Raw genomic sequence first — 22,721 nt, 5'->3', positions numbered from 1 at the left:
TCGCAACCCACGCGCGAGCGCAACGGAAAACGATCCGTGATGATCTGTGCGGATCAACGTCCGGCGCCGCGCGTCCTGGTCTTGCCGGCGGCTCCGCCGACCCGGAACGCCCGCATCTGGCCGCTGAGAAAGCGCAGCAGATGGCTGGCGGCATGCGGCAGCTCGCGGCCGCGCCGGGTGATGACGCAGGCTTCGCTCGAGGCCAGCAGGCGGTTGTCCACCGGCACGGCGGCGAGGGAGCCGTCGGCAAGATCGGCGGCGATCGCGAAGGCCGGCAGGAGCGTCAGGCCGAGGCCGCTCCTGACGAAGTGGCGGAGCACGTTGATGGAGCTGGTGGTGAGCTTCGGCGACAGGGCGATGCGCTCGGCGGCCTCCGCCATTGCCACGACCTGACGCGTGCCGTAGCTCGGATGCATCAGTCCGAGGGGGTGATCGGCGAGCTCGCGCAAGCGCAAGGGACGGCCGAGCCGCGCGAGCGCATGATCCGGCGGCATGATCGCGCAGAGCGGCTGCCGGCTCGCGGTCGCGATCCGGATGCGCGGATCGGCTGATGGGTTGAACACCAGGCCGATGTGATGGCGATCCTCGGCGACGGCATTGACGACCTCGTTGGTGCCGGCCAGATCGAACGCCATGGTGAGGTCGGGATGGCGTTGCCAGAACCGGCCGAGCGGGCCGGACATCAGGTCGCTGACGAAACCCTCGCCGAGCACGATGTCGACATGGCCGCGTTTGAGCCCCTGCAATTCGCGCAGCTTGGCGACGGTGTCGGCCTGGTCGGCCTGCCATTGCCGGAAGCGCTCGACCAGCAGCGCGCCGGCCGCGGTGGCGCGGATGCCGCGGCTGAGGCGCTCGAGCAAAGTGAGGCCGAGCTCCTTTTCCAGGAGCGCGATCTGCCGGCTGATCACCGACGCGTTGACGTCGAGCGCTTCGGCGGCGGCGCGCACCGAGCCGAGGCGGATCGCCTCGTGCAGATAGTGCAGGCGGTGGTGATCGAGCAGGGCGGACATGGCTTCGGAACGTGTTGACCTGAGGTCAACACTAGCGGCGGACGGCGCTGATGTCTGCTCCGGAATTGCGCGGCTACGCTGGCGAGGCAAATCTGGCAGGAGGCCTCGTGACCGCGGTCGGCATCATCGGACTTGGCAACATGGGGCGCGGTATGGCGCTGACGCTGAAGGGCGCGGGCTTCGCCGTCACCGGCTACGACACGCTAGCCGCGACGCGCGCGGCGCTCGCGGCCGAGGGCATCGCGATTGCCGACGGCATCGGCGGCGTGATCGCCGCCGCCGACATCGTGATCCTGTCGCTGCCGACCGCCGGCATCGTCGCCGATGTCGTGGAAGGCGCCGGCGGTATCCTCGCGCAGGCCAGGGCCGGCGTCGTCATCGTCGACACCTCGACCTCGCATCCCGAGACCTCGCGCCGGCTCGCAGCCCTTCTCAAGGCGCGCGGCATGGGCTTCGTCGATGCGCCGGTCAGCGGCGGGCCGAAGGGCGCGGCGACCGGCACCATGACGATGGTGATCGGCGCCGATGGCGATGATCTCGCGCGCGTGCTGCCGGTGCTGGAGCGCATGAGCGCCAAGCGCGTCCATGTCGGCGGCGTCGGCGCCGGCAACGTCGCCAAGATCGTCAACAATCTTCTCTGCGCCGCGCATCTGCTCACCGCCGCGGAGGCGCTGCGCATCGCCGATGCGGCGGGCGTCGACGCAGTGCGGCTGCTCGAAGGGCTCAATGCCGGCTCCGGCCGCTCCGGCGTCACGCTCGTCAACGTGCCCAACTGGATTCTCAACGGCGCCTTCGACTCCGGCTTCACCATGCAGCTGATGCGCAAGGACGTCAGGCTCGCGGCGCAGTTCATCGGCGAGCTCGGACTGTCGCTGCCGATGGCCGCCGACACCGCGCGCATCTGGGCGGACAGCGCCGCCAGCATCGCCGACACTGATGATTTCAACCGCATCGTCGAGCTGCAGCTCGGTCCGATGCCGAAGCCGTGAGCGTGCCGCCATGACCCATTTCATCGATCCCCGCCTGCGCGCCGCCACGCTGCCGTTCTGGCCTGACTTGGAGGCCGTTGGCTCCCATGTCGGCGGTGACCTGATCGTCGGCGATGGCGCGACGGTCTCGGTGAATGATCCCGCCACCGGCAGATTGCTGTTCACCTATGCCGATGCCGGTGCCGACGTGGCGGCCAAGGCGGCTGCTGCTGCGGGGGCGGGGCAGGCGGAATGGGTGAAGCTGACCGCCGCGGGCCGCGGCCGCGTGATGCAGGCGGTGGCGCGGGCGATCCTCGCCGCGGCCGAGCCGCTGGCGCATCTGGAAGCGCTGTCCGCCGGCAAGCCGATCCGCGACACCAGGGGCGAGGTCGCCAAGGTCGCGGAGATGTTCGAGTACTATGCCGGCTGGGCCGACAAATTCCACGGCGACGTCATCCCGGTGCCCTCAAGCCATCTCAACTACACGCGTCGCGAGCCGATGGGCGTGGTGCTGCAGATCACGCCGTGGAATGCGCCGATCTTCACCGCGGGCTGGCAGATCGCGCCAGCGATCAGCATGGGCAACGCCGTGCTGCTCAAGCCCTCGGAGCTGACGCCGCTGACCTCGCTGGCGCTGGCAGGCATCGCCGAACGCACGGGCTTGCCGAAGGGCGTCGTCAACGTGCTCGCCGGTTTCGGCCACACCACGGGGCAGGCGGCGCTGGCGCAGCCTGCGGTCAGGAAGGTGGTGTTCGTCGGCTCGGTACCGACCGGGCGGCTGATCGGCGAGGCTGCGGCGCGCAGGCTGTTGCCGTCGGTGCTCGAGCTCGGCGGCAAGTCCGCCAACATCGTGTTCGCCGATGCCGATCTCGAACGCGCCGCCGTCGGCGCGCAGGCCGCGATCTTCGGCGGCGCCGGACAGAGCTGCGTCGCCGGCTCCAGGCTGCTGGTGCAGAGCGCGGTCTATGACCGCTTCGTCGATCTGGTTGCAAAAGGTGCAGTGAAGATCAAATGCGGCGATCCGCTGTCGGCGGACACCGAGATCGGTCCGATCAACAACGCCAGGCAATATGATCACGTGCTGTCGTTGATCCGGGAAGGCGCGGCGGAGGGGGCGGAGATCGCCGCTGGCGCAAATGGCGTGGCGCAGGACGGCGGATATTTCGTCAAGCCGACCGTGCTCAAGAACGTCACCAACGCCATGGGTATCGCGCGCAAGGAGGTGTTTGGTCCGGTCGTCGCCGCGATCCGCTTCGACACCGAGGCGGAGGCGATCGCGATCGCCAATGACAGCGAGTTCGGCCTCGCGGGCGCGGTGTGGACCAGGGATGTCGCGCGCGCGCATCGCGTCGCAGCACAGGTCAAGGCCGGGACGTTCTGGATCAACGCCTACAAGACCATCAACGTCGCCTCGCCGTTCGGCGGCTACAACAACAGCGGCCATGGCCGCTCCTCCGGCATCGAGGCGCTGTACGAATACACGCAGGTGAAGAGCGTGTGGGTCGAGACCGCGGCCGAGCCGGCCGTGGCGTTCGGCTACGCGCCGGGCTTGCGCGACTGAGCGGGCATGGCATGATCGGTGCAAGAGCTGCGCGCCACGGAACGACCATTTAGTTCCGAAATAAGGAACGGAAACATGCCGCGCTTCGTCAACGTCGCCATTGGTCAGCTCGGCCCGATTGCCAAGAGCGAAACACGGATCGCGGTGGTTGCGCGACTGATGGCGTTGATGCGGCAGGCGCACGCCAATGGCTGCGACCTGATCGTTTATCCCGAGCTCGCGCTGACGACGTTCTTCCCGCGCTGGTACATGGCCGATCAGGCCGAGATCGACCTCTATTTCGAGCGCGAGATGCCGGGGCCGGAAACGCAGGCCTTGTTCGCGCTCGCGAAGGAGCTGCGCATCGGCTTCTGCCTGGGCTATGCCGAGCTGGCGCTCGAGGGCGGCATCGTGCACCGCTACAATACCGCCATTCTCGTCGACAAGACCGGCGCGATCGTCTCGAAATACCGCAAGGTGCATCTGCCGGGACATGCCGAGCACGAGCCGTGGCGCAAGTTCCAGCACCTGGAAAAGCGCTATTTCGAGCCCGGCAAGCGCTTCGGCGTCGCGAGCGCCTTCGGTGGCGTCATCGGCATGGCGATCTGCAACGACCGCCGCTGGCCGGAGACCTATCGCGTGATGGGGCTGCAGGGCGTCGAGATGGTGCTGATCGGCTACAACACGCCGGTGCACAATCCGCCCGCGCCGGAGCATGACGATCTCTCGCTGTTCCACAACCGCCTCGTGATGCAGTCCGGTGCCTATCAGAACGGCACCTGGGTCATCGGCGTCGCCAAGGGAGGCATCGAGGAGGGCATCGACCACATCGCCGGCAGCTGCATCATCGCACCCTCCGGCGAGATCGTCGCGGCCTGTGCCACCAAGGGCGATGAGATCGCGCTGGCGCGCTGTGACCTCGATTTGTGCAGATCCTACAAGCAGACGGTCTTCAACTTCGACGTCCATCGCCAGCCGCAGGCTTACGGCATGATCGTCGAACGCAAGGGCGAGACGCTGATGGCCGACGGCTCGCCCGTCAGAAAGCAGGCGTGACGCACGATGTTGCTGCACGGCACTTTCCGTAGCCCGCATGAGCGAAAGCAACATGCGGGTTCGCATGAACTGTGCGGGAGAACCCGGGGGCGCTGCGCTCGCCCGGGGCTACGCAAAAGCTTGCGCTCCGTGCCTCATTTGCGTTCAAATGAATGCACTCCACGCGCATGGCATGGGCCTTGCTTATAATTTCGGCAATTGAACTTGGCATGTTGCATCAGGAGAGAACATGGATCGCAGGACGGTATTGAAGGGATTGGCGGGCGCGGGTGGTCTGGCGCTGACGGGGATTGCGGCACCGGCGATCGCACAAGGCGCTGCCGCACGCACCTTGCGTTTTGTGCCACAGGCCAATCTCGCCAATTTCGATCCGATCTGGGGCACGCAATATGTCGTGCGCAACGCGGCCGCGATGGTGTGGGACACGCTGTACGGCATCGACGACCAGTTCGTGCCGCAGCGCCAGATGGTGGAATCCGAGCAGGTGTCCGACGACGGCCTGACCTGGACCTTCAAGCTGCGCCCGGGACTGAAATTCCATGACGGCGAGCCGGTGCTCGCCAAGGACGTCGTCGCCAGCCTCACGCGCTGGTCGGCGCGCGATCCGATGGGCCTGATGCTGAAGGCGCTGCAGAACGAACTGACGGCCGTCGACGACAAGACCTTCAAATGGGTGTTGAAGCAGCCCTATCCGAAGATGCTGTTCGCGCTCGGCAAGGGCAATGCGCCCTGCGCCTTCATCATGCCCGAGCGCATTGCGCAGACCGACCCGTTCAAGCAGATGTCGGAATATGTCGGCTCTGGCCCGTTCAAATTCGTCAAGGGCGAGTGGGTGCCGGGCGCCAAGGCCGTGTTCGAGAAGTTCACCGACTACGTGCCGCGCCAGGAGAAGCCGGTGTGGCTCGCCGGCGGCAAGCAGGTGCTGGTCGATCGCGTCGAATGGGTGATCATGCCGGATCCTGCGACCGCGGCTGCCGCGCTGCAGAATGGTGAGGTCGACTGGTGGGAGAACCCGATCACCGATCTCGTGCCGGTGCTGAAGGGCAACAAGAACATCGGCGTCGACATCGGCGATCCCCTCGGCAATGTCGGCTCGTTCCGCATGAACCACCTGCATGCGCCGTTCAACAACGTGAAGGCGCGCCAGGCGATCCTCATGGCGATGAGCCAGGAAGATTATATGCGCGCGCTGGTCGGCGACGACAACGCGCTGTGGAAGCCGCTGCCCGGCTTCTTCACGCCGGACACGCCGCTCTATACCGAGGCGGGCGGCGACATCCTCAAAGGCAAACGCGATTTCGCGGCGGCCAAGAAGCTGCTTGAGGAGGCCGGCTATAAGGGGGAGCCGATCACCTGCGTCGTCGCGCAGGACCAGCCGATCACCAAGGCATTCGGCGACGTTACCGCCGATCTCCTCAAGAAGCTCGGCATGACCGTCGACTTCGTCGCCACCGATTGGGGCACCGTCGGCGCCCGCCGCGCGCAGAAGACGCCGCCTTCGCAAGGCGGCTGGCACATGTTCCACACCTGGCACGCAGGTGCCGACTGCATCAACCCGGCCGCCTACACCGCGCTGCGGGCCAATGGCGACAAGGCCTGGTTCGGCTGGCCGACCAGCGAGCCGGTGGAGAAGGAGATCACCGACTGGTTCGCCGCCAAGTCGCTCGACGAGGAGAAGGCGGTCGCCGCGCGCATCAACAAGGCGGCGATCGACGACGTCGTGTTCGCGCCCACCGGCTTCTTCCTCGGCTATACCGCTTGGCGCAAGAACGTCTCGGGCGTGACCAAGGGGCCGATCCCCTTGTTCTGGGGCGTGTCGAAGACCGCATAGGGCGAAAGACCTCCCATGCTCACCTATGCGCTCCGCCGAGTCCTGTCGACGCTGCCGGTGATGGCGATCGTCGCGCTGTTCGTCTTCAGCCTGCTCTACATCGCGCCGGGTGATCCGGCCGTTGTGATCGCAGGCGACCAGGCGAGCCCGGCCGACGTCGAGCGTATCAGAGCCAATCTCGGACTGGACCAGCCATTCCTGGTCCAGTTCGGCAGCTGGGTTTGGCGTCTGCTGCACTTCGATCTGGGCACCTCGATCTTCACCAACCTGCCGGTGTCGGCATTGATTGCCCAGCGTATCGAGCCGACGCTGTCGCTGATGATGGTCACCCTGGTCCTCACGATCATCATCGCCGTGCCGCTCGGTGTCATCGCGGCCTGGAAGGCTGGCACCTGGATCGATCGGATCATCATGGCGTTCGCCGTGTTCGGTTTCTCGGTCCCGGTGTTCGTGGTCGGCTACATCCTGGCCTACGTCTTCGCGCTGAAGTTCGATTGGCTTCCGGTGCAGGGCTACACGCCGCTGGCCCAAGGGTTCTGGCCGTGGCTGCAGAACCTGATCCTGCCGTCGGTCGCGCTCGGCTGCGTCTACATCGCGCTGATCGCGCGCATCACTCGCGCCGCGATGCTCGAGGTGCTGCAGCAGGACTACATCCGCACCGCGCGCGCCAAGGGCCTGGGGCAGGGCGGCATCCTGTTCATCCATGCGCTGAAGAATGCCGCGGTGCCGATCGTCACCGTCGTCGGTATCGGCATCGCGCTCCTGATCGGCGGCGCCGTCGTCACCGAGAGCGTGTTCGCCATTCCGGGCCTTGGCCGGCTCACGATCGATGCCATCCTGCGCCGTGACTATCCGGTCATCCAGGGCATCGTGCTCTTGTTCAGCTTCGTCTACGTGCTCGTCAATCTCCTGATCGACGTCACCTACACCCTGGTCGACCCGAGGATCCGCTATTGACCGCCACGACCTCCACATCGCCGCCGCCAGGCCTCGTCCTCGCGCCTGTTCTGCCCGACCTGATGGTCGCGCCGAAGATCCGGCGCGGCGCCATCGGCTTCCTGCGCAACCATCCGACGGTTGCGATCGGCGGCGCGCTCCTGCTGCTGCTCGTCATCATCGGCGTGTTCGCGCCATTCCTCTTCACCGTCGATCCCACCGCGATCGCGCCGGCCAAGCGCACGCGGCTGCCGTCGGCGGATTTCTGGTTCGGCACCGATGCGCTCGGCCGCGACATTTATTCCCGCGTGCTCTATGGCACCCGCGTCTCGCTGACGGTCGGCCTCGCGGTGGCGCTCGGCGCCTCCCTGATCGGCCTCACCATCGGTCTTGTCGCCGGCTTCCTGCGCTGGGCCGATGGCGTCCTGATGCGCTGCATGGACGGGCTGATGTCGATACCGCCGATCCTGCTCGCGGTGGCGCTGATGGCGCTGACGCGTGGCAGCGTCGGCAACGTCATCCTCGCCATCACCATTGCCGAGATCCCGCGCGTGGCGCGGCTGGTGCGCGGTGTCGTCCTGAGCTTGCGAGAGCAGCCCTATGTCGATGGCGCGGTCGCCTCGGGCACGCGCACGCCGATGGTGATCCTGCGCCACATCCTGCCCAACACCATGGCGCCGATGCTGGTGCAGGCGACCTACATCTGCGCCAGCGCGATGATCACCGAGGCGATCCTGTCCTTCATCGGCGCCGGCACGCCGCCGACCATCCCGTCCTGGGGCAACATCATGGCCGAAGGCCGCGCGCTGTGGCAGGTCAAGCCCTTCATCGTGTTCTTCCCCGCCGCGTTCCTCTCGGTGACCGTGCTCGCCGTCAACCTTGTCGGCGACGGCCTCCGCGACGCGCTCGACCCGCGCATGGCGAAGAGCCCATGAGCAGCGCAGTCAGAGATCGCCGGGAGCTCAAATGATGCCGCTGCTCGAGGTCGAGAATCTCCAGGTCCATTTCCGCACGCCGACCGGCATCAACCGTGCCGTCGATGGCGTCTCCTTCCACGTCAACCCCGGCGAGACGCTCGCCATCGTCGGCGAATCCGGCTGCGGCAAGTCGGTGACGTCAATGTCGATGATGCGGCTGATCCCGGAGCCGCCGGGCAAGATCGCGGGCTCGATCAAGCTCGAGGGCAGGGACATTCTTAAGCTCCCCGACCGCGAGATGCGTCAGCTCCGCGGCAACGACATCTCGATGATCTTCCAGGAGCCGATGACGAGCCTCAACCCGGTGCTGACGGTCGGCCGCCAGATCGGCGAGACCCTGCGGCTGCATCAGGGGCTCGACCAGGCGCAGGCGGAAGCGCGCGCGGTGGAGATGCTGACGCTGGTCGGCATCCCCGAGCCGGCGCGCCGCGTGCGCGAATATCCGCACCAGCTGTCCGGCGGCATGCGCCAGCGCGTGATGATCGCGATGGCGCTGGCCTGCAACCCGAAGCTCCTGATTGCGGACGAGCCGACCACAGCGCTCGACGTCACCATCCAGGCGCAGATCCTCAAGCTGATGCTGGAATTGAAGCAGCGCGTCGGTGCAGCCATCGTCCTGATCACCCATGATCTCGGCGTCGTCGCCGAGGTCGCCGAGCGCGTGATGGTGATGTATGCCGGCCGCAAGGTCGAGGAAGCGCCGGTCAGGGAGCTGTTCCGCTCGCCCCGCCATCCCTACACTCAGGGCCTGCTCGGCGCGCTGCCCAAGCTCGGCTCGTCGCTGTCGGGCGAAACCAGGCGTCTCGCGGAAATTCCCGGCCAGGTGCCGGACCTCAAGCAGCGCATCGAGGGCTGCGTGTTCGCCGGCCGCTGCGCGCTTGCCACCGACGTCTGCCGCCAATATGCGCCGGGGCTGGAGCAGAAGGCCAAGCATCACATCGCCGCCTGCCATTTCGCTGCCAAGGAGCAGGCCGCCGCATGACCATGCCGCTGCTCCAGGTCAACGACCTCAAGAAGCATTTCCCGATCCGCAGCGGCCTGTTTGGGCGAGCCAAGAGCCGGGTGCACGCCGTCGACGGCGTGTCGTTCGAGATCGCGCGCGGCGAGACGTTGTCGCTGGTCGGCGAATCCGGCTGCGGCAAGTCCACCGTCGGCCGCGCCATCCTGCGCCTGTTCGACATCACGGCCGGCCAGATCGTGCTCGACGGCACGCGGATCGACGATCTCGGCCCGGGCAGCCTGCGCGACATGCGCCGCCGCGTTCAGGTCGTGTTCCAGGACCCGTTCTCCAGCCTCAACCCGCGGATGCGGATCCGCGACATCCTGGCCGAGCCGATCAACAATTTCGGCCTCGCCAAGACTGCGGCCGAGCGCGATGCGCGCATTGCCGAGCTGATGGAGATCGTCCGGCTGCCGCGCGACGCCGTGAACCGCCGCCCGCACGAATTCTCCGGCGGCCAGCGCCAGCGCATCGGCATTGCGCGGGCGCTCGCCGCCAAGCCCGACGTGATCGTCTGCGACGAGGCGGTCTCCGCGCTCGACGTCTCCGTCAAGGCGCAGATCGTCAACCTCCTGCAGGACCTGCAGCGCGAATTCGGCCTCGCGCTGCTGTTCATCAGCCACGATCTCGCCATCGTCGAGCACATGACGCACCGCGTCGCCGTGATGTATCTCGGCCGCATCGTCGAGCTCGCCCCCAGACGGCAGATCTTTGCGTCTCCCGGCCATCCCTACACCAGGGCGCTTCTCTCAGCCGTCCCAATTCCCGAACCCGGCGCCGAGCGCACCCCGATCATTCTCAAGGGCGACGTTCCCAGCCCCGTCAACCCGCCCAAGGGCTGCCGCTTCAACACCCGCTGCCCTCTCGCATTCGACCGCTGCCGAATGGAGGCGCCCGAGCTGCGTCTGAAGGGCGAGGACCAGTGGGTGGCGTGCCATCTGGAGAATGCGTAGTTGTAGTAGCGTAGGGTGGGCAAAGGCGCTACGCGGCGAAAGCCGCGAAGCGACCTGCCCACTGCGCCCGGTGCGAATGACAGCTTGACGCACGAGACTGCCGCGCCAATCCTCATTGCGAGCGCAGCTCGCAATGAGGGAGGAGAGATGGTGCGTTTCTCGCGCGGATATGGGCGCAGCGCGTAGCCCGCATGAGCGACAGCCGGCGCGCAGGACGCGTGTCGGCGCCAGCGGTCTTGCGTGCCGTGTCGGCGAACCCGGATGTTGCTGCGCTCGTCCGGGCTAGGTGGCGACCGAACGAAACTTCGACGGCATGCGGCATCGCTGCGCCGCGCGTCGTCGCTGCAGATCATGTCTTGAGGAATGGTACCGCAGCCGCGCCCGGTTGCGACCAGGCGTCGGCTCACCGGGGCACGGCCTCGCCCGCTTCAGGCTGCGGGCGACCGATTGAATTTCGTCCAATAGAACGTCGCAAAGCGCGATCTGCGACAGCAGGGCGGCCTCTGTCGATTGGTGCGACGTCGGCCGACCGAGGTGTAGCTTTGCTGTGCGGATTCTGCTTAGCGATTTCAATACCGAATGATTGGACAGGTCGCCGCCTCGAATATCGGTCATTTTGCCTGCACCACCACTACACGAGATCTGTCGCATCAGGACCAATTTGGTTCAAAACAATCGGTATGCCGCGAAGGGGGCCGCGAGCGGACAGCGCGACCTTGCGGGTCCCTCCGGCGTCTGCAAAGCAGCGCCCACGGACATCAATCGGCGGTTTACAGTTGGTTCCGAAATTGAAACTTGGCACGTTGAGTTGACGCTTTGCCTGCCTGATTGGCAACTTATCGCTCTTGGTCGAGCGATTGGCGACCTGCTGATGACCTATTGCAGTCGTGCCAGACTGGAAGACGCTCGCTGTGCCCGGCGAGGGGATGACCTGGTGCACCGCCACTGAACTGGTAATGCCTACAAGATAACTAAGAGAATGCAACGTGACCGTCTTGATAAGCATGATTGGACTCACTTCATCTCGCCTCATATCGACAGGCGTGTGGACGTTGCCAGGTTCGCGTTGTGACAAGGGCATAAGTTCATCGCTTCGGTGACCTGCTTCGCAAGATCGAGAATCTCAAGCGCCGAGCGTCGCCGGTTAGGTGTGTTGGTGTTCCGAACATTATCGTCTCCCAAAAGTGCCGCGGGTCTCGGCTCGCTCGGTCACGTTCAACCCTGTCTGTCGCTGCGAGGATGCGCCTGGCGAGTCTTGATTTCGTGGTGGAGTTTTGCCCGGCCTTGGGCAGGGGATCACCGCCTCGTCCAGCACGGAACTCATGAGTTCCACTTCGCCGGGATGCCGGTTCCCGTGCCGCCACGTTCATCCCCTCTCTTACGGTCGCACTCGACAGAACCTGCTGCCTGCTCATCTCAACGAGATTGAAGCGCGTCGCGCGGCGATTTTGAAGTTATTCTCAAGTCCAAACTCTGCAAACGTTGCTCAGAATTAGCCGCAACACTAGCCAGTTACCTGCTCAAATTAACATGTGAGAAGTCGGGAACATGATCGAGCTGCGGCGCCTGGCCGCCTGGCCGCCTGGCCGCCTGCCGCGTGACGGGAGTTTCTCGGAGTTGACTTGGATCAGTCGGGAGGACGTACTCTTCGGTATTCAAGCGAGCCGTGAGCGAGGACAGACCGATGAACTTGGACCGATCCGTGAGCCTATTGAGCCGGGCTCCCGTCATTCGTACGGACGATCCGGAGGCGATGGAGCACGCGTTGCGTACGGTCTATGGGGCAACGGGCTTCGCAGTCACCAAGGCAGATGGCTTCCTGGGGGTGGGCAACTATCTTCGGCTTGCGAATATCGGCCTTGGCTTTTGTGCCTATGGCGGGGCGAGGGCGGTCGTCAAGTTCCCGGAAAGCGACTACGCGCGCCTGCAAATTGGCCTCAAAGGCAGCGCTTTGACCGTTCTGAATCGCACGGCGATCGCGATAACCGAACGGCAGTCCTGCATAGTTGCGCCTGGCGAACCCAACAGGATTGTGTTCGAGCCAGGTTATGAGCAGCTCATTCTTCGAATAAGCGCGAGGGCGTTGGAGCAGACATTGACGACGCTGCTCGGTGCAAAGCCAGCCGGTGTCCTCAAGTTTGATCCCATAGCGGCTGCGGTGCAGCCGAACGCTCTGGTCTTGCGCGATCTGGCGATGTTTCTCGCTCATCAGTTGGATGCGACGGCGACAGAGCTGCCGCGCGCGGTGCTCGTCGAACTGGAGCAGGCTCTCATCGTTTCCTTCCTGTCGGCTCACCGCCACAATTTCAGCGAGCTGTTGGAGAGAGCCGAAAAGGATGTCGTGCCGCGCATCGTCCGGCTGGCCGAGGAGTATATCGAGGCTTCTTGGGACCGCGCCATCACGATCGAGGCGCTGGCATCGCAGACAGGCGTCAGCATCCGCGCGCTCTATACTGCGTTCAAGAAGAGCCGCGGATACTCGCCGATGGCGTTTGCGAAAACGGTGCGATTGCGACGGGCAAAGCAGATGCTCTCGGGGGCAGATCAGCGCACCTCCGTCTCTGCAGTCGCCTACAATTGCGGCTTCGGAAATCTGGGACACTTCGCGAGAGACTATCGCGAGATGTTCGGTGAGCTTCCATCCGACACTCTGTCGCGCTCGCGGCGAGCCGCCTAGCTCGCCTGACAGAAGCGTCGGTCAGGCCAGTCCCAATAGCGCTTGGGCAGCGGCGAAGCAAAGCGCGGGTCGCCAAGTCAAGCTGAGAGCCAATCATGATGACGCCGTCCGACTGCGGCGAGGCGCTAAGAAGCGGGTCAGGTCTTTCGAATATTCTCGTCTCGTAGAAAGCGCCGCGCTTTTCAACTTGTTCGGGTCACGTTCACCTGACGTCGCTGCTGGATACGCGTAGCGAGCTTCAACTTCATGGCGGATATTCTCTCGGGGGTAGGCGGGAGGGTTGCCGCGTCGTCCAGCGCAGACCTCATGAGATGAGGCCAAGTAGTAATCCGGAAGGAAATTGAAGCGCATCGATGAAGAAGATGGAACTGCGACACCTCGCCGCTGACCGGTGTTTTCCCGGAGTATCAGTTCGGTCAAACCGAGGTACCATCTTCCGATGAACCTAGATCAATCCGTAAGCCTGCTGAGCCGCGCTCCCGTCATTCGTACAGACGATCCAGAGGCGATGGAGCACGCGTTGCGTACCGTCTACGGGGCAACTGGCTTCACAGTCACCAAGCCAGATGGCTTCCTGGGGGTGGGCAACTACCTTCGGCTTGCGAATATCGGCCTTGGCTTTTGTTCATATGACGGGGGAACGTCGGTCGTCAAGTTCCCGGAGGGCGACTTCGCGCGCCTGCAAATTGGCCTCAAAGGCAGAGCTTTGACCGTTCTAAATCGCACGGCGATCGCGATAACTGAGCGGCAGGCCTGTATAATTCCGCCGGGTGAACCGATCAGGATTGTGTTCGAGCCAGGTTATGCGCAGCTCATTCTTCGAATAAGTACGGGGGCGCTGGAAAGGTCGTTGACGACGCTCCTGGGCGCAAAGCCGGCTGGCGTCCTCAGGTTCGATCCCATGGCGGCTGCGGTGCAGCCGAACGCTCTGGTCTTGCGCGATCTGGCGATGTTCCTCGCTCATCAGCTGGATGCGACGGCGACAGAGCTGCCGCGCGCGGTGCTCGTCGAACTGGAGCAGGCTCTCATCGTTTCCTTCCTGTCGGCTCACCGCCACAATTTCAGCGAGCTGTTGGAGAGAGCCGAAAAGGATGTCGTGCCGCGCATCGTCCGGCTGGCCGAGGAGTATATCGAGGCTTCTTGGGACCGCGCCATCACGATCGAGGCGCTGGCATCGCAGACAGGCGTCAGCATCCGCGCGCTCTATACTGCGTTCAAGAAGAGCCGCGGATACTCGCCGATGGCGTTTGCGAAAACGGTGCGATTGCGACGGGCAAAGCAGATGCTCTCGGGGGCAGATCAGCGCACCTCCGTCTCTGCAGTCGCCTACAATTGCGGCTTCGGAAATCTCGGACACTTCGCGAGAGACTATCGCGAGATGTTCGGTGAGCTTCCATCCGACACTCTCTCGCGCTCGCGGCGAGCCGCCTAGCTCGCCTGACAGAAGCTTCGTCCAGGACCATTCTCAAGAGCGCTGGGGCAGCGGCGTGCGGTAGGCAGGTTGTGCCTAGCGAAGCGTGCTGATGATGTCCGCAATTCGCGGCCAAGCTGAGCCTCCGTGCTGCGTCTGGACGCAAAGCGACCGAACTGCGACATTACAGGTGACGGGTCATAGTCATTGCGCTCGGCGGCGGACATGCTGCGGGGCGGGCCAAGGCGTGCACGCGGCGATTCGCCGCTAGCGACATGCCATGGCGTTTCACGCACCTCCCCCTCGGCGATGCGGGGCAGCGGCACCCCCCGCTTGCCCAGCCTGCGGTTGAAGGCTCCGCAGCCTGCGACCGGCCTGCCACACCAATACAGCCAATCGTCCATGTGCCGTGCCGTCGCCGGGCGGGTGCATTGTCAGGAGACCTTATGGCGATTAAAGATTCCGGCCCAGACCGCGTCGGCACCGCAAGCCCTCCCGCGCGGTCGCGCGTTCGATGAGGCCGCCATGCATCTTGCCCATGATCCCACAGCGCCGGCGGCAGCAGGGATCAGCTTCGACCAGTTCCTGGCCGTCGACATCCGCGTCGGCACCATCGTCGCGGCCGAGCCCTATCCGGAGGCGCGCAAACCGTCGCTGAAGCTGACGATCGATTTCGGGCCCGGCATCGGCGCCAGGCGCTCCAGCGCCCAGATCGCCACGCTCTACGATCCGGCCACCCTGGTCGGCCGCCAGGTGGCCGGCGTCGTCAACTTCCCGCCGCGCCAGATCGGCAAGTTCATGTCCGAGGTGCTGACGCTCGGCTTTCCCGATGAACAGGGCAACGTCGTGCTGTTCCAGCCCGACAAGCGCGTGCCGAACGGCGCGCGGCTGTTCTGACGCGCGGAGAGCCGACCGCCATGGATATGCTGCTCGAACCTGTTACGCTGCCGCCGTTCCCCGAAGGCCTCAGGATTTCGCTCAGGCAGATGCATCTTCTCCAGGCTCCCATGGGCGGCACCCTGGTGACCGGCGGCGCCACCTTCCGCGTGTTCGCGCCGCATGCCAAGGCGGTCTACGTCTCCGGCCCGTTCAACGACTGGGCGCAGGATGCGAGCTGCCGGCTGGCGCCGATCGGCAACGGCCATTGGGCGATCTTCGTGCCGTCTCTGAAGGACGGCGACGCCTATATGTACTTCGTCGAGGGTGAAGGCAGCTCCGGCTACAAGCGCGATCCGCATGCACGGCTGCTTACGCTCGATCCGCCGTTTCCGCAGGCGCATTCGGTGCTGCGCAATCCGCACGCTTTTCCCTGGCACGACACCGACTACACGCCGCCGCCCAACAACGAGCTCGTGATCTATCAGCTCCACGTCGGCACCTTCGACATGAAGGCGGGCAATCCCGACGGCTGCTTCTTCGACGTGATCGAGCGCGTGCCGCATCTGGCGAAGCTCGGCGTCAACGCGATCGAGCTGTTGCCGGTGCAGGAATTCCCGACCATGTTCAGCATGGGTTACAACGGCACCGACCTGTTCAGCCCGGAGAGCGAGTACGGGGAGGCAGAAGACGCGCATCTCGCGGCCTACTTCAAACGCACCAACGAGATCCTCGTCGCAGCCGGCGCGACACCTTACGCCGATATCGGCGTGGTGCGTCACTGTGACGACCAGCTCCGCGCGCTGATCGACGTCTGCCATGTCCATGGCGTCGCCGTGCTGTTCGACGTCGTCTACAACCACGCCGGCGGCGGTTTTGACGAGAGCAGCATCTGGTTCTTCGATCGTCAGGCCTATGGCGATCCCAATCGCAGCCTGTATTTCACCGATCAGGGCTGGGCGGGCGGCCAGGTGTTCGCCTACTGGAACGCCGACGTGCGGCGGTATCTCGTCGACAACGCCGTGATGTTCTATCGCGAGTATCACGCCGACGGCCTGCGTTTCGACGAGGTCAGCGTGATGGACCGCTTCGGCGGCTGGGCGACCTGCCAGCAGCTCACCGAAGCGCTGCGCGCGGAGAAGCCGGATGCGATCCAGATCGCGGAATACTGGCCGGTGAACCCGTGGGTGGTGAGGGACATCGCGCATGGCGGCGCCGGCTTCGATGCGACCTGGAGCGACGGACTGCGGCTCGCGGTGCGCGGCGCCGTCGCGAGCGCGGCCGGCGGCGCGGGCGCCGTCGTCCCGATGCAGCCGATCGCCGCGGCGATCGCCGATCTCAGCCTCGACAAGCGCTGGCGCGCGGTCAACTCGATCGAGAACCACGACATCGTCTATGCCGGCCGCGAGCCGCGCATCCCGCGCCTCGCCGATCCCGTCGACAGCCGCTGCTGGTATGCGCGCAGCCGCAGCCGCGTCGCCACGGGCCTGTTGCTGACCGCGCCGGGCATCCCGATGCTGTTCATGGGCCAGGAACTGTTCGAGGACCGGCCGTGGAGCGACACGCCGAACCCCGACACGACGATCAGTTGGGGGCTGCTCGACGGCGAGGACAAGATCACCGCTGATGCGATGCGCTTCACGCGCGAGCTGATCGCGATCCGCCGCACCCATCCGGCGCTGACCGCGGAGGGATGCGCCATCGTCCACGTCCATGACGGCAACCGCGTGCTCGCCTTCCACCGCTGGGACGGCCAGGGCGACGACGTGATGGTGATCGTCAGCCTCAGCGAGACGCCATGGCGCGACTACGCGATCGGCTTTCCGGCAGCGGGGCAGTGGAAGGAGGTATTCAACAGCGACGTCTATGACAACTGGGTCAATCCGAGTGTTGTCGGCAACAATGGCGCGGTCAGCGCAGGCGGCCCGGCGCTGCACGGCCAGCCGTGCTCGGCGATGGTGACGATCCCCGCGAATGGCGTACTGGTGTTTGCGCGGGCGTGACGGCCGTAGGGTGGGCCAAGGCGCATCCGCACTCTGTCCACGATCGAGATCGTCATGGCGCCGTGCCCACCATCTTTGCTGATGCGTTCGCGGATGGAAGGTGGGCACGCCGCCGCCTTCGGCGGCCGCTTTGCCCACCCTACGGCAGCGCGCCCGCAGCGACGACCTGTGGAAGATGAACGCTTGGTCTTTCCTCCGTCATTGCGAGCGCGGCGAAGCAATCCAGACTTTCTCTGCGGAGGGACTCTGGATTGCATCGCTGCGCTCGCAATGACGTGGTGAGAGCGGGGCGTGCCATGAGCAGATCGACCTGCTGAATCGGACTACACGATCAGCCGGCCCTGTCGCTCCGCGATCCCGATCACCGCTTCTGTCCCCGCATTGAAATCGAGGTGATCCGCCTCGATGCCGTCGGAGAAAATGACGCCGTTCTCGGGCATCAGCGAGCGCAGGCGCAGTGTTTCGGCGCCGTTCAGCCCTCCGCAGACCAGGGATGTCTGTGACGTCTTGCTCGGGAACGGCTCGCGCACGGCAAAGCGCAAGCTCCGGGCGTCCCAGGGCAGGGCGGTGTAGTCGCCGCCCGTCGTGGGGCTGCCGAAGTTGCCGGCGATCGCCAGCGCGCCGGTGACGATGCTCTTGAACCACGCAGTCGAGCCGAGTCCGGTCGCGACGATCAGGCCGCTGGAGGACTGCCGCTCCTGATGCTCGCGGGTCGCGATCTCGTAGCGGGCCGAGACATGCGTGCGCGCGCCGATGAAGAGGTCGTTGACCGCATGGAGCACCTGGCCGTCGGCGAGGCTCGCGCGCGCCATGGTCACCGCCTTGGCCGCGCGCCGGTCGGCAGCAACCTCCGGCAGCAGGCTCGCGAGATCGGCCGGCGCGAACGGCAGCAGCACGCCGTCATGCCGGGCCGCGTCCGGGTTCAGGCCGAGCAGCGGCTGGCCGTCGAGATATTTCATGGTGTTGGCGACGAGCCCGTCGGGGCCGAGCGCCGCGACGATGTCGGCGGGGCCGAAGATGAAGTTCGGCAGGAAGCCGCGGTCGACGATCTGGTAGCGGCCCCAGCGCTCCAGCGTCTGGACGCTGGTCAAGCGCGCGGCCTGGTAGGCCGCGTGCTCGCGTTCGTAGTCGGAGAAGTCGGCGCCGAGATGCTCGACATAGAAGCGGGCCTGGTCCGCGGTGAGGAATCTGGTGATCAGCTCCTCGAGCCGCGTTCTCCTGACAACCAGCACCACCTTGCGGTCATTGCCGGACACGGGCGGCCTCCGCGGGCTTCTGCATCAGGCTGTTCAGGAGCTCCGGCGAGACGTTCAGCTGCCCGATCTTCTCGGCCTTTTCGGCGAGGCCCGAGAACGCCTGCGCGATCAACTGGCCGGGTTGCATGCCGGTGGCGGCGAGCGCCTGGATCACGCGGGTGTCGACGCCCTCGAAGATCTTCATCAGCGCGCCGACGCGATAGGCTTCGGCATTCGCCAAAGTGCGGGTGTTCGCCGCATTCAGCGACACGAAATCCTTCCGCTTGGCCTCCAGCCCGATATCGGCGACCATGCCGGCCTCGCGCAGCTCGTTCTTCTTCGCGGCGACGCTGGCCTCCGCATCCATCTGCGTCTCGCGGATCGAGCGCTTCTTCTGCTCGACCGCGATCTCCGTGTCGAGCTCGCTCTCGCGGATCGCCCGCTCGCGCTCGACGGCGAAATTGCGCCGCGCGAAGATGGCTTCGTCCGCGGTCCTCAGGATCGCCTCGCGCGCCTCGGCCTCCAGCGCCTTGGCGGTCTCCGGCGTCGGCTTCACCGCGCGCACGGCGACGCCGAGGATCTCCAGGCCCAGCGCCTCGATGTCGGCGCGCCGCTTCAGTCCGGCCGCAATCGTCTCGGCGATGCGGTCGGAGGCGCGCAGCGCTTCCTTCAGGGTCATGTCCTTGACGGCCTGCTGCGCCAGCACCTCGACCGCGCCGAGCACGCGCTGCGGCAGCTCCTCCGGGTCATCAGACTCGTAGGTCTTGCCGTCGCGCTTGAGCGTGAAGTTGAGCATCGCCGCCGCCTTCCTCGGCTCGCCGATGCGGTAGGTCACCTGGCCCTGGATCGTCAGCGTCTGAAAGTCGCGGGCGATCTGCTGGAAGATGAAGGCGGCGTCGCGGCTGCCGATGGGGATCGCGACCAGGGAAGTGGCGGGCCCGTAATAGAAGGTGGAGAGCCCGGCACCTTCCTCGACCACGCTGCCGGCGCGGTACTTGAGGAGATAGGTGGTGGGTTGGGCCTTGATGAAGCGTAAGCCGAACATGGCGGCCTCCTGACGTTCAATGGCATAAGTGCGTCACGCCAACTTAGTAAGTTGGACAGTACAACTAAGTGTGCTAGTGTCAAGGGACAAATTGGGGGGCGGACGGTATGGCAGCACGGCAGGGGCAGGGCGGCGGAGCGGCTGCGAGGGCGGGCGGACTGGATTTTCCGCGGCCGCTGACCACGGTGGACATCGTCATCTTCGCGATCCGGCTGGAGGCGCTGCACGTGCTGCTGGTGCGGCGCGGCCACGGCGAGGGAGAGCCGTTCCCGGACGCGTTTGCGCTCCCGGGCGGTTTCGTCGATGTCGACAAGGATCGCGATCTCGAAGCCTGCGCGCGGCGCAAGCTTGCCGAGAAGACCGGCGTGATCAGCACCTATCTGGAGCAGCTCGGCAGCTGGGGCAGTGCGCACCGTGATCCGCGCGGCTGGTCGGCGACGCACGCGTATTTTGCGCTGATCCCGGCGTCAGCGGCGGAGGCCGCGCTCGCGGCCGATGCGCAATGGTTTCCGCTCGTGGGCATGAGCGTGAAGCCGAATCTCGCGTTCGATCATGCCGAGATCCTGCAGGCCGCCGTGCAGCGGCTGCGCAACAAGGTCGAGTACACCTCGCTGCCGGCCTATCTGATGCCGGAGGAGTTCACACTGCCCGAGCTGCAGCGGACCTATGAGATCGTGCTCGACCGCCCGCTGGAGAAGAGCGCGTTCCGCACCCGCATGCTCTCGGCCGACCTCATCGAGCCGATCGCCAAGATGCGCAAGGGGCCAAACCGGCCGGCGCAGCTCTATCGCCTGAAGGCGGCGGCCGCGCCGGTGTATTTCGCGCGGACGTTCAATGCGCCGGAGTGAATCTCCGTCGCCCGCATGCGCGCAGCGATATGCGGGTTCTCATCAGGTGCGGCGGCGAACCCGGATGTTGCTCCGCTCATCCGGGGCAACCAAGGCGAGACGGCCGCATCAGGCCGAGAAGTCCACCACCAGCGACTTGCTGGTCGAGCTCGACGAACTCGTGCCGCTGGCGCTGTAGGATGAGGTCTTGCTGTTGTTCGAGCTCTGCAGCGCCTCGAGCAGCTTCTTCAACAGCTCCTCGACCTGGGACGAGGACGATGAAGACGACGAGGAGGAGGTGCTCGACGTGGTGTCGGTGCTGGAGTCATCGCTCGGCGGGGCCGGCGGCGGACCGCCGGCGCCACCCGCGCCGCCCGGACCGCCGGAGAAGGCGTTGGCAAATACGTTCTTCAGCTCGGTCGCCTGGTCCGAGGTCAGCTTGCCGCTGTCGACCTCGCTCTGGATGAGATCGTCGATCTTCGACTGCATCTCCTTGGGCGACGGCGGCGCGCTGGAGCTCGACGATGAAGACGAGCTGCCGCTCTGCAACGCGGAATCGATGTCGTCGAGCGCCGAGGACAGCGCAGTCTGGTCGGCGGAGCTGACCTTGCCGGCCGAGACTTCCTTGGTGAGTTCCTGCTTGAGCAGGTCGAGCGGCGAATATCCGCTCATGGAGGATGCAGAGATCGACGTCATGGCGTGCTCCGGGGTGCGACATCAAACCTGCGCCCAGGTGCGACCGGAACGCTTAACAGCTCCTTGTTCCGTGTTTCTGGATGTGTCCCGCCGCAGGCTGCACACAAAACGAAGCAAGAAAGTCAGCATGGCTGCGTAGCCCGGATGAGCGCAGCGACATCCGGGTTCGGCACGAGCGCCGGTGGCGACCCCGGATGTCGCTGCGCTCATGCGGGCGACGGTCCGCGGCAAGGCGGCATGCCGCCAGCGCAATGCTCCGGCGCGGGAAATGGTGTATCCGCGGGTGACAGGCGGGGCTCTCGCTCGGGATGTCCGCCACAAGGAATAAAGCTCCCGGAGGAACTCCATGTCGGCCCTGCCGCTTTCTGGCATCAAGATTCTCGATCTGACCCGCGTGCTGGCCGGACCGCTGTCCGCGCAGATGCTGGCCGATCTCGGCGCCGAGGTGATCAAGATCGAGCGGCCCGGCACCGGCGACGATGCGCGCGCGTTCGGTCCGCCCTACCTCAGGGACCCCGATGGCAAGGCCAACAACAACAATTCCTTCTACATCTGCGCCAACCGCAACAAGAAGTCCGTCACGGTCAACATTGCCTCGCCGGAGGGGCAGGAGATCATCCGCGCGCTCGCCAAGGACTGCGACGTGTTCATGGAGAACTACAAGGTCGGCGATCTCAAGCGCTATGGCCTGGACTATGAGGCGATCCGCGCCGTCAATCCCGAGGTGATCTATTGCTCGGTCACCGGCTTCGGCCAGACCGGGCCGTATGCACCGCGGGCGGGCTACGATGCGATCTTCCAGGCCATGGGCGGGCTGATGAGCGTGACCGGCCACATGGACGGCGAACCGGGGGCGGGGCCGATGAAGGTCGGTCCCTCGATCGTCGACTACATGACCGGCATGAACACCTCGATCGGCATCCTCTCCGCGCTGTATCACCGCGACGTCAATGGCGGCGGCGGCCAGCACATCGACGTCTGCCTGTTCGACACCGTGATCGCCTCGCTGTCGCACTATGCCCAGATCTTCCTGATCAACGGCAAGTCGCCGCCGCGCCGCGGCACCTGGGGCAATGGCGGCATGCCGGCCGGCGTGTTCCGCTGCACCGACGGCGAATTGATGCTGGTGGTCGGCAACGACGCGCAGTTCGCGCGCACCTGCGCGGTGTTAGGGGCGCCAGAACTGGCGACCGACCCGAAATTCGTCAAGAACAACGACCGCGTCGTCAACGGCAAGGAGATCATGGCGATCTTTGCCGGCCTGTTCCTGAAGAACTCGGTGGCGCATTGGCTGGAGGAGCTGGAGAAGGCGGGCGTGCCGTGCGGGCCGGTCAACGATTTTGCGCACGTGTTCGCCGATCCGCATGTCCGCTCGCGCGGCATGGAGGTGAAGGTCGAACACCCGTTCGAGCCGCATCTGTCCCTGATCCGCAACGCGCTGACCTTCTCCGGTACCCCGATCACCGAGTATCGCGCGCCGCCGCTGCTCGGCGAGCATACGCAGGACGTGCTGTCGGGGCTCGGCTATGATGAAGCGAAGATCGCGGCGCTCAAGCAACAGGGCGTGGTGTAGCTGCTGCGGCGGCCGTTCTCTCCCGTCATTGCGGGGCTCGCGACGCGCCGATCGTCCCGCATGTCGTGCTGCGCATCGGAGTCCACGCCCTCTCTGCGTCATTGCGA

General features: G+C 65.5%; 19 protein-coding genes. 14 read left to right on the top strand and 5 right to left on the bottom strand.

What is annotated here, in order from left to right:
- Positions 1–53 precede the first annotated feature (53 nt).
- Positions 54–1,010: a LysR family transcriptional regulator gene (locus QX094_RS30525; protein ID WP_315714608.1), complete on the bottom strand. Its 957-nt coding sequence runs from the start codon at positions 1,008–1,010 to the stop codon at positions 54–56.
- Positions 1,011–1,117: 107 nt separating this feature from the next.
- Here QX094_RS30525 and QX094_RS30520 point away from each other — a divergent pair, with 107 nt between their 5' ends.
- From QX094_RS30520 to QX094_RS30485, 8 genes are all read left to right on the top strand, one after another.
- A complete protein-coding gene (locus tag QX094_RS30520) occupies positions 1,118–1,999 on the top strand; it encodes an NAD(P)-dependent oxidoreductase (RefSeq protein ID WP_315827465.1) in 882 nt (293 codons plus the stop codon).
- Positions 2,000–2,009: 10 nt separating this feature from the next.
- Positions 2,010–3,539, top strand: a complete 1,530-nt coding sequence (locus QX094_RS30515) for an aldehyde dehydrogenase family protein (RefSeq protein ID WP_316188429.1) — start codon at positions 2,010–2,012, stop codon at positions 3,537–3,539.
- Between the two features lie 75 nt (positions 3,540–3,614).
- On the top strand, positions 3,615–4,574 hold the full coding sequence (locus QX094_RS30510) for an N-carbamoyl-D-amino-acid hydrolase (protein ID WP_316188428.1): 960 nt from the start codon (positions 3,615–3,617) through the stop codon (positions 4,572–4,574).
- A gap of 229 nt (positions 4,575–4,803) precedes the next feature.
- On the top strand, positions 4,804–6,405 hold the full coding sequence (locus QX094_RS30505; RefSeq protein WP_316188427.1) for an ABC transporter substrate-binding protein: 1,602 nt from the start codon (positions 4,804–4,806) through the stop codon (positions 6,403–6,405).
- Positions 6,406–6,420: 15 nt separating this feature from the next.
- Positions 6,421–7,362 (top strand): ABC transporter permease, encoded by a 942-nt coding sequence (locus QX094_RS30500; protein ID WP_316188426.1) that lies wholly within the window; start codon positions 6,421–6,423, stop codon positions 7,360–7,362.
- Positions 7,359–8,276, top strand: coding sequence for an ABC transporter permease (locus tag QX094_RS30495; RefSeq protein WP_316188425.1), 918 nt, complete (start codon positions 7,359–7,361; stop codon positions 8,274–8,276). Before QX094_RS30500 ends, QX094_RS30495 begins: the two co-directional genes overlap by 4 nt.
- A 34-nt stretch (positions 8,277–8,310) precedes the next feature.
- Entirely contained in the window at positions 8,311–9,300 is a 990-nt protein-coding gene (locus QX094_RS30490; RefSeq protein WP_316164840.1) for an ABC transporter ATP-binding protein, read from the top strand.
- Positions 9,297–10,271: an oligopeptide/dipeptide ABC transporter ATP-binding protein gene (locus tag QX094_RS30485; protein ID WP_316164524.1), complete on the top strand. Its 975-nt coding sequence runs from the start codon at positions 9,297–9,299 to the stop codon at positions 10,269–10,271. Before QX094_RS30490 ends, QX094_RS30485 begins: the two co-directional genes overlap by 4 nt.
- Positions 10,272–10,902: 631 nt before the next feature.
- Here the strand turns inward: QX094_RS30485 and QX094_RS30480 are convergent.
- Complete coding sequence (locus tag QX094_RS30480; protein ID WP_316188424.1) at positions 10,903–11,277, bottom strand: hypothetical protein; 375 nt, start codon at positions 11,275–11,277, stop codon at positions 10,903–10,905.
- A 678-nt stretch (positions 11,278–11,955) separates the two neighbouring features.
- Here QX094_RS30480 and QX094_RS30475 point away from each other — a divergent pair.
- From QX094_RS30475 to QX094_RS30460, 4 genes are all read left to right on the top strand, one after another.
- Positions 11,956–12,948 (top strand): AraC family transcriptional regulator, encoded by a 993-nt coding sequence (locus QX094_RS30475; protein ID WP_316188423.1) that lies wholly within the window; start codon positions 11,956–11,958, stop codon positions 12,946–12,948.
- Positions 12,949–13,387: 439 nt separating this feature from the next.
- The gene (locus QX094_RS30470) at positions 13,388–14,380 is read left to right on the top strand and encodes an AraC family transcriptional regulator (RefSeq protein WP_316188422.1); all 993 of its coding nucleotides are present in this window, start codon (positions 13,388–13,390) and stop codon (positions 14,378–14,380) included.
- A 504-nt stretch (positions 14,381–14,884) separates the two neighbouring features.
- Entirely contained in the window at positions 14,885–15,256 is a 372-nt protein-coding gene (locus tag QX094_RS30465; protein ID WP_316188421.1) for a tRNA-binding protein, read from the top strand.
- A gap of 20 nt (positions 15,257–15,276) precedes the next feature.
- A complete protein-coding gene (locus QX094_RS30460) occupies positions 15,277–17,238 on the top strand; it encodes an alpha amylase C-terminal domain-containing protein (protein WP_316188420.1) in 1,962 nt (653 codons plus the stop codon).
- A 323-nt stretch (positions 17,239–17,561) separates the two neighbouring features.
- On the opposite strand, the gene QX094_RS30455 is transcribed toward QX094_RS30460, so the two are convergent.
- Entirely contained in the window at positions 17,562–18,494 is a 933-nt protein-coding gene (locus QX094_RS30455; RefSeq protein ID WP_315714595.1) for a sugar kinase, read from the bottom strand.
- Positions 18,481–19,518: an SPFH domain-containing protein gene (locus QX094_RS30450; protein ID WP_316185879.1), complete on the bottom strand. Its 1,038-nt coding sequence runs from the start codon at positions 19,516–19,518 to the stop codon at positions 18,481–18,483. Before QX094_RS30450 ends, QX094_RS30455 begins: the two co-directional genes overlap by 14 nt.
- Positions 19,519–19,625: 107 nt before the next feature.
- Between QX094_RS30450 and QX094_RS30445 the strand changes: the two genes are divergently transcribed.
- Positions 19,626–20,366 carry an NUDIX hydrolase gene (locus QX094_RS30445; protein ID WP_316185880.1) on the top strand — a complete coding sequence of 247 codons (741 nt, stop codon included), beginning with the start codon at positions 19,626–19,628 and terminating at the stop codon, positions 20,364–20,366.
- A gap of 108 nt (positions 20,367–20,474) precedes the next feature.
- Here the strand turns inward: QX094_RS30445 and QX094_RS30440 are convergent, their stop codons facing one another.
- A complete protein-coding gene (locus QX094_RS30440) occupies positions 20,475–21,041 on the bottom strand; it encodes a hypothetical protein (protein ID WP_316171195.1) in 567 nt (188 codons plus the stop codon).
- Between the two features lie 346 nt (positions 21,042–21,387).
- On the opposite strand from QX094_RS30440, the gene QX094_RS30435 reads away from it, so the two are divergent.
- Positions 21,388–22,614 carry a CaiB/BaiF CoA-transferase family protein gene (locus QX094_RS30435; protein WP_316174001.1) on the top strand — a complete coding sequence of 409 codons (1,227 nt, stop codon included), beginning with the start codon at positions 21,388–21,390 and terminating at the stop codon, positions 22,612–22,614.
- Positions 22,615–22,721 lie beyond the last annotated feature (107 nt).

This window comes from Bradyrhizobium sp. SZCCHNS1050, from assembly GCF_032484785.1.
Taxonomy (GTDB): domain Bacteria; phylum Pseudomonadota; class Alphaproteobacteria; order Rhizobiales; family Xanthobacteraceae; genus Bradyrhizobium.
The sequence above is the reverse complement of the archived record's forward strand: the minus strand, read 5'-3'. Positions and strand labels throughout refer to the sequence as shown.

Excerpts from the sequence above, each read along its gene's own strand:
- QX094_RS30475 (WP_316188423.1), top strand. The coding sequence starts at position 11,956 with ATGAACTTGGACCGATCCGTGAGCCTATTGAGCCGGGCTCCCGTCATT.
- QX094_RS30515 (WP_316188429.1), top strand. The coding sequence starts at position 2,010 with ATGACCCATTTCATCGATCCCCGCCTGCGCGCCGCCACGCTGCCGTTC.
- QX094_RS30435 (WP_316174001.1), top strand. The coding sequence starts at position 21,388 with ATGTCGGCCCTGCCGCTTTCTGGCATCAAGATTCTCGATCTGACCCGC.
- QX094_RS30445 (WP_316185880.1), top strand. The coding sequence starts at position 19,626 with ATGGCAGCACGGCAGGGGCAGGGCGGCGGAGCGGCTGCGAGGGCGGGC.
- QX094_RS30465 (WP_316188421.1), top strand. The coding sequence starts at position 14,885 with ATGCATCTTGCCCATGATCCCACAGCGCCGGCGGCAGCAGGGATCAGC.
- QX094_RS30500 (WP_316188426.1), top strand. The coding sequence starts at position 6,421 with ATGCTCACCTATGCGCTCCGCCGAGTCCTGTCGACGCTGCCGGTGATG.
- QX094_RS30525 (WP_315714608.1), bottom strand. The coding sequence starts at position 1,010 with ATGTCCGCCCTGCTCGATCACCACCGCCTGCACTATCTGCACGAGGCG.
- QX094_RS30440 (WP_316171195.1), bottom strand. The coding sequence starts at position 21,041 with ATGACGTCGATCTCTGCATCCTCCATGAGCGGATATTCGCCGCTCGAC.
- QX094_RS30505 (WP_316188427.1), top strand. The coding sequence starts at position 4,804 with ATGGATCGCAGGACGGTATTGAAGGGATTGGCGGGCGCGGGTGGTCTG.
- QX094_RS30510 (WP_316188428.1), top strand. The coding sequence starts at position 3,615 with ATGCCGCGCTTCGTCAACGTCGCCATTGGTCAGCTCGGCCCGATTGCC.
- QX094_RS30490 (WP_316164840.1), top strand. The coding sequence starts at position 8,311 with ATGCCGCTGCTCGAGGTCGAGAATCTCCAGGTCCATTTCCGCACGCCG.
- QX094_RS30485 (WP_316164524.1), top strand. The coding sequence starts at position 9,297 with ATGACCATGCCGCTGCTCCAGGTCAACGACCTCAAGAAGCATTTCCCG.
- QX094_RS30480 (WP_316188424.1), bottom strand. The coding sequence starts at position 11,277 with ATGCTTATCAAGACGGTCACGTTGCATTCTCTTAGTTATCTTGTAGGC.
- QX094_RS30460 (WP_316188420.1), top strand. The coding sequence starts at position 15,277 with ATGGATATGCTGCTCGAACCTGTTACGCTGCCGCCGTTCCCCGAAGGC.
- QX094_RS30450 (WP_316185879.1), bottom strand. The coding sequence starts at position 19,518 with ATGTTCGGCTTACGCTTCATCAAGGCCCAACCCACCACCTATCTCCTC.
- QX094_RS30470 (WP_316188422.1), top strand. The coding sequence starts at position 13,388 with ATGAACCTAGATCAATCCGTAAGCCTGCTGAGCCGCGCTCCCGTCATT.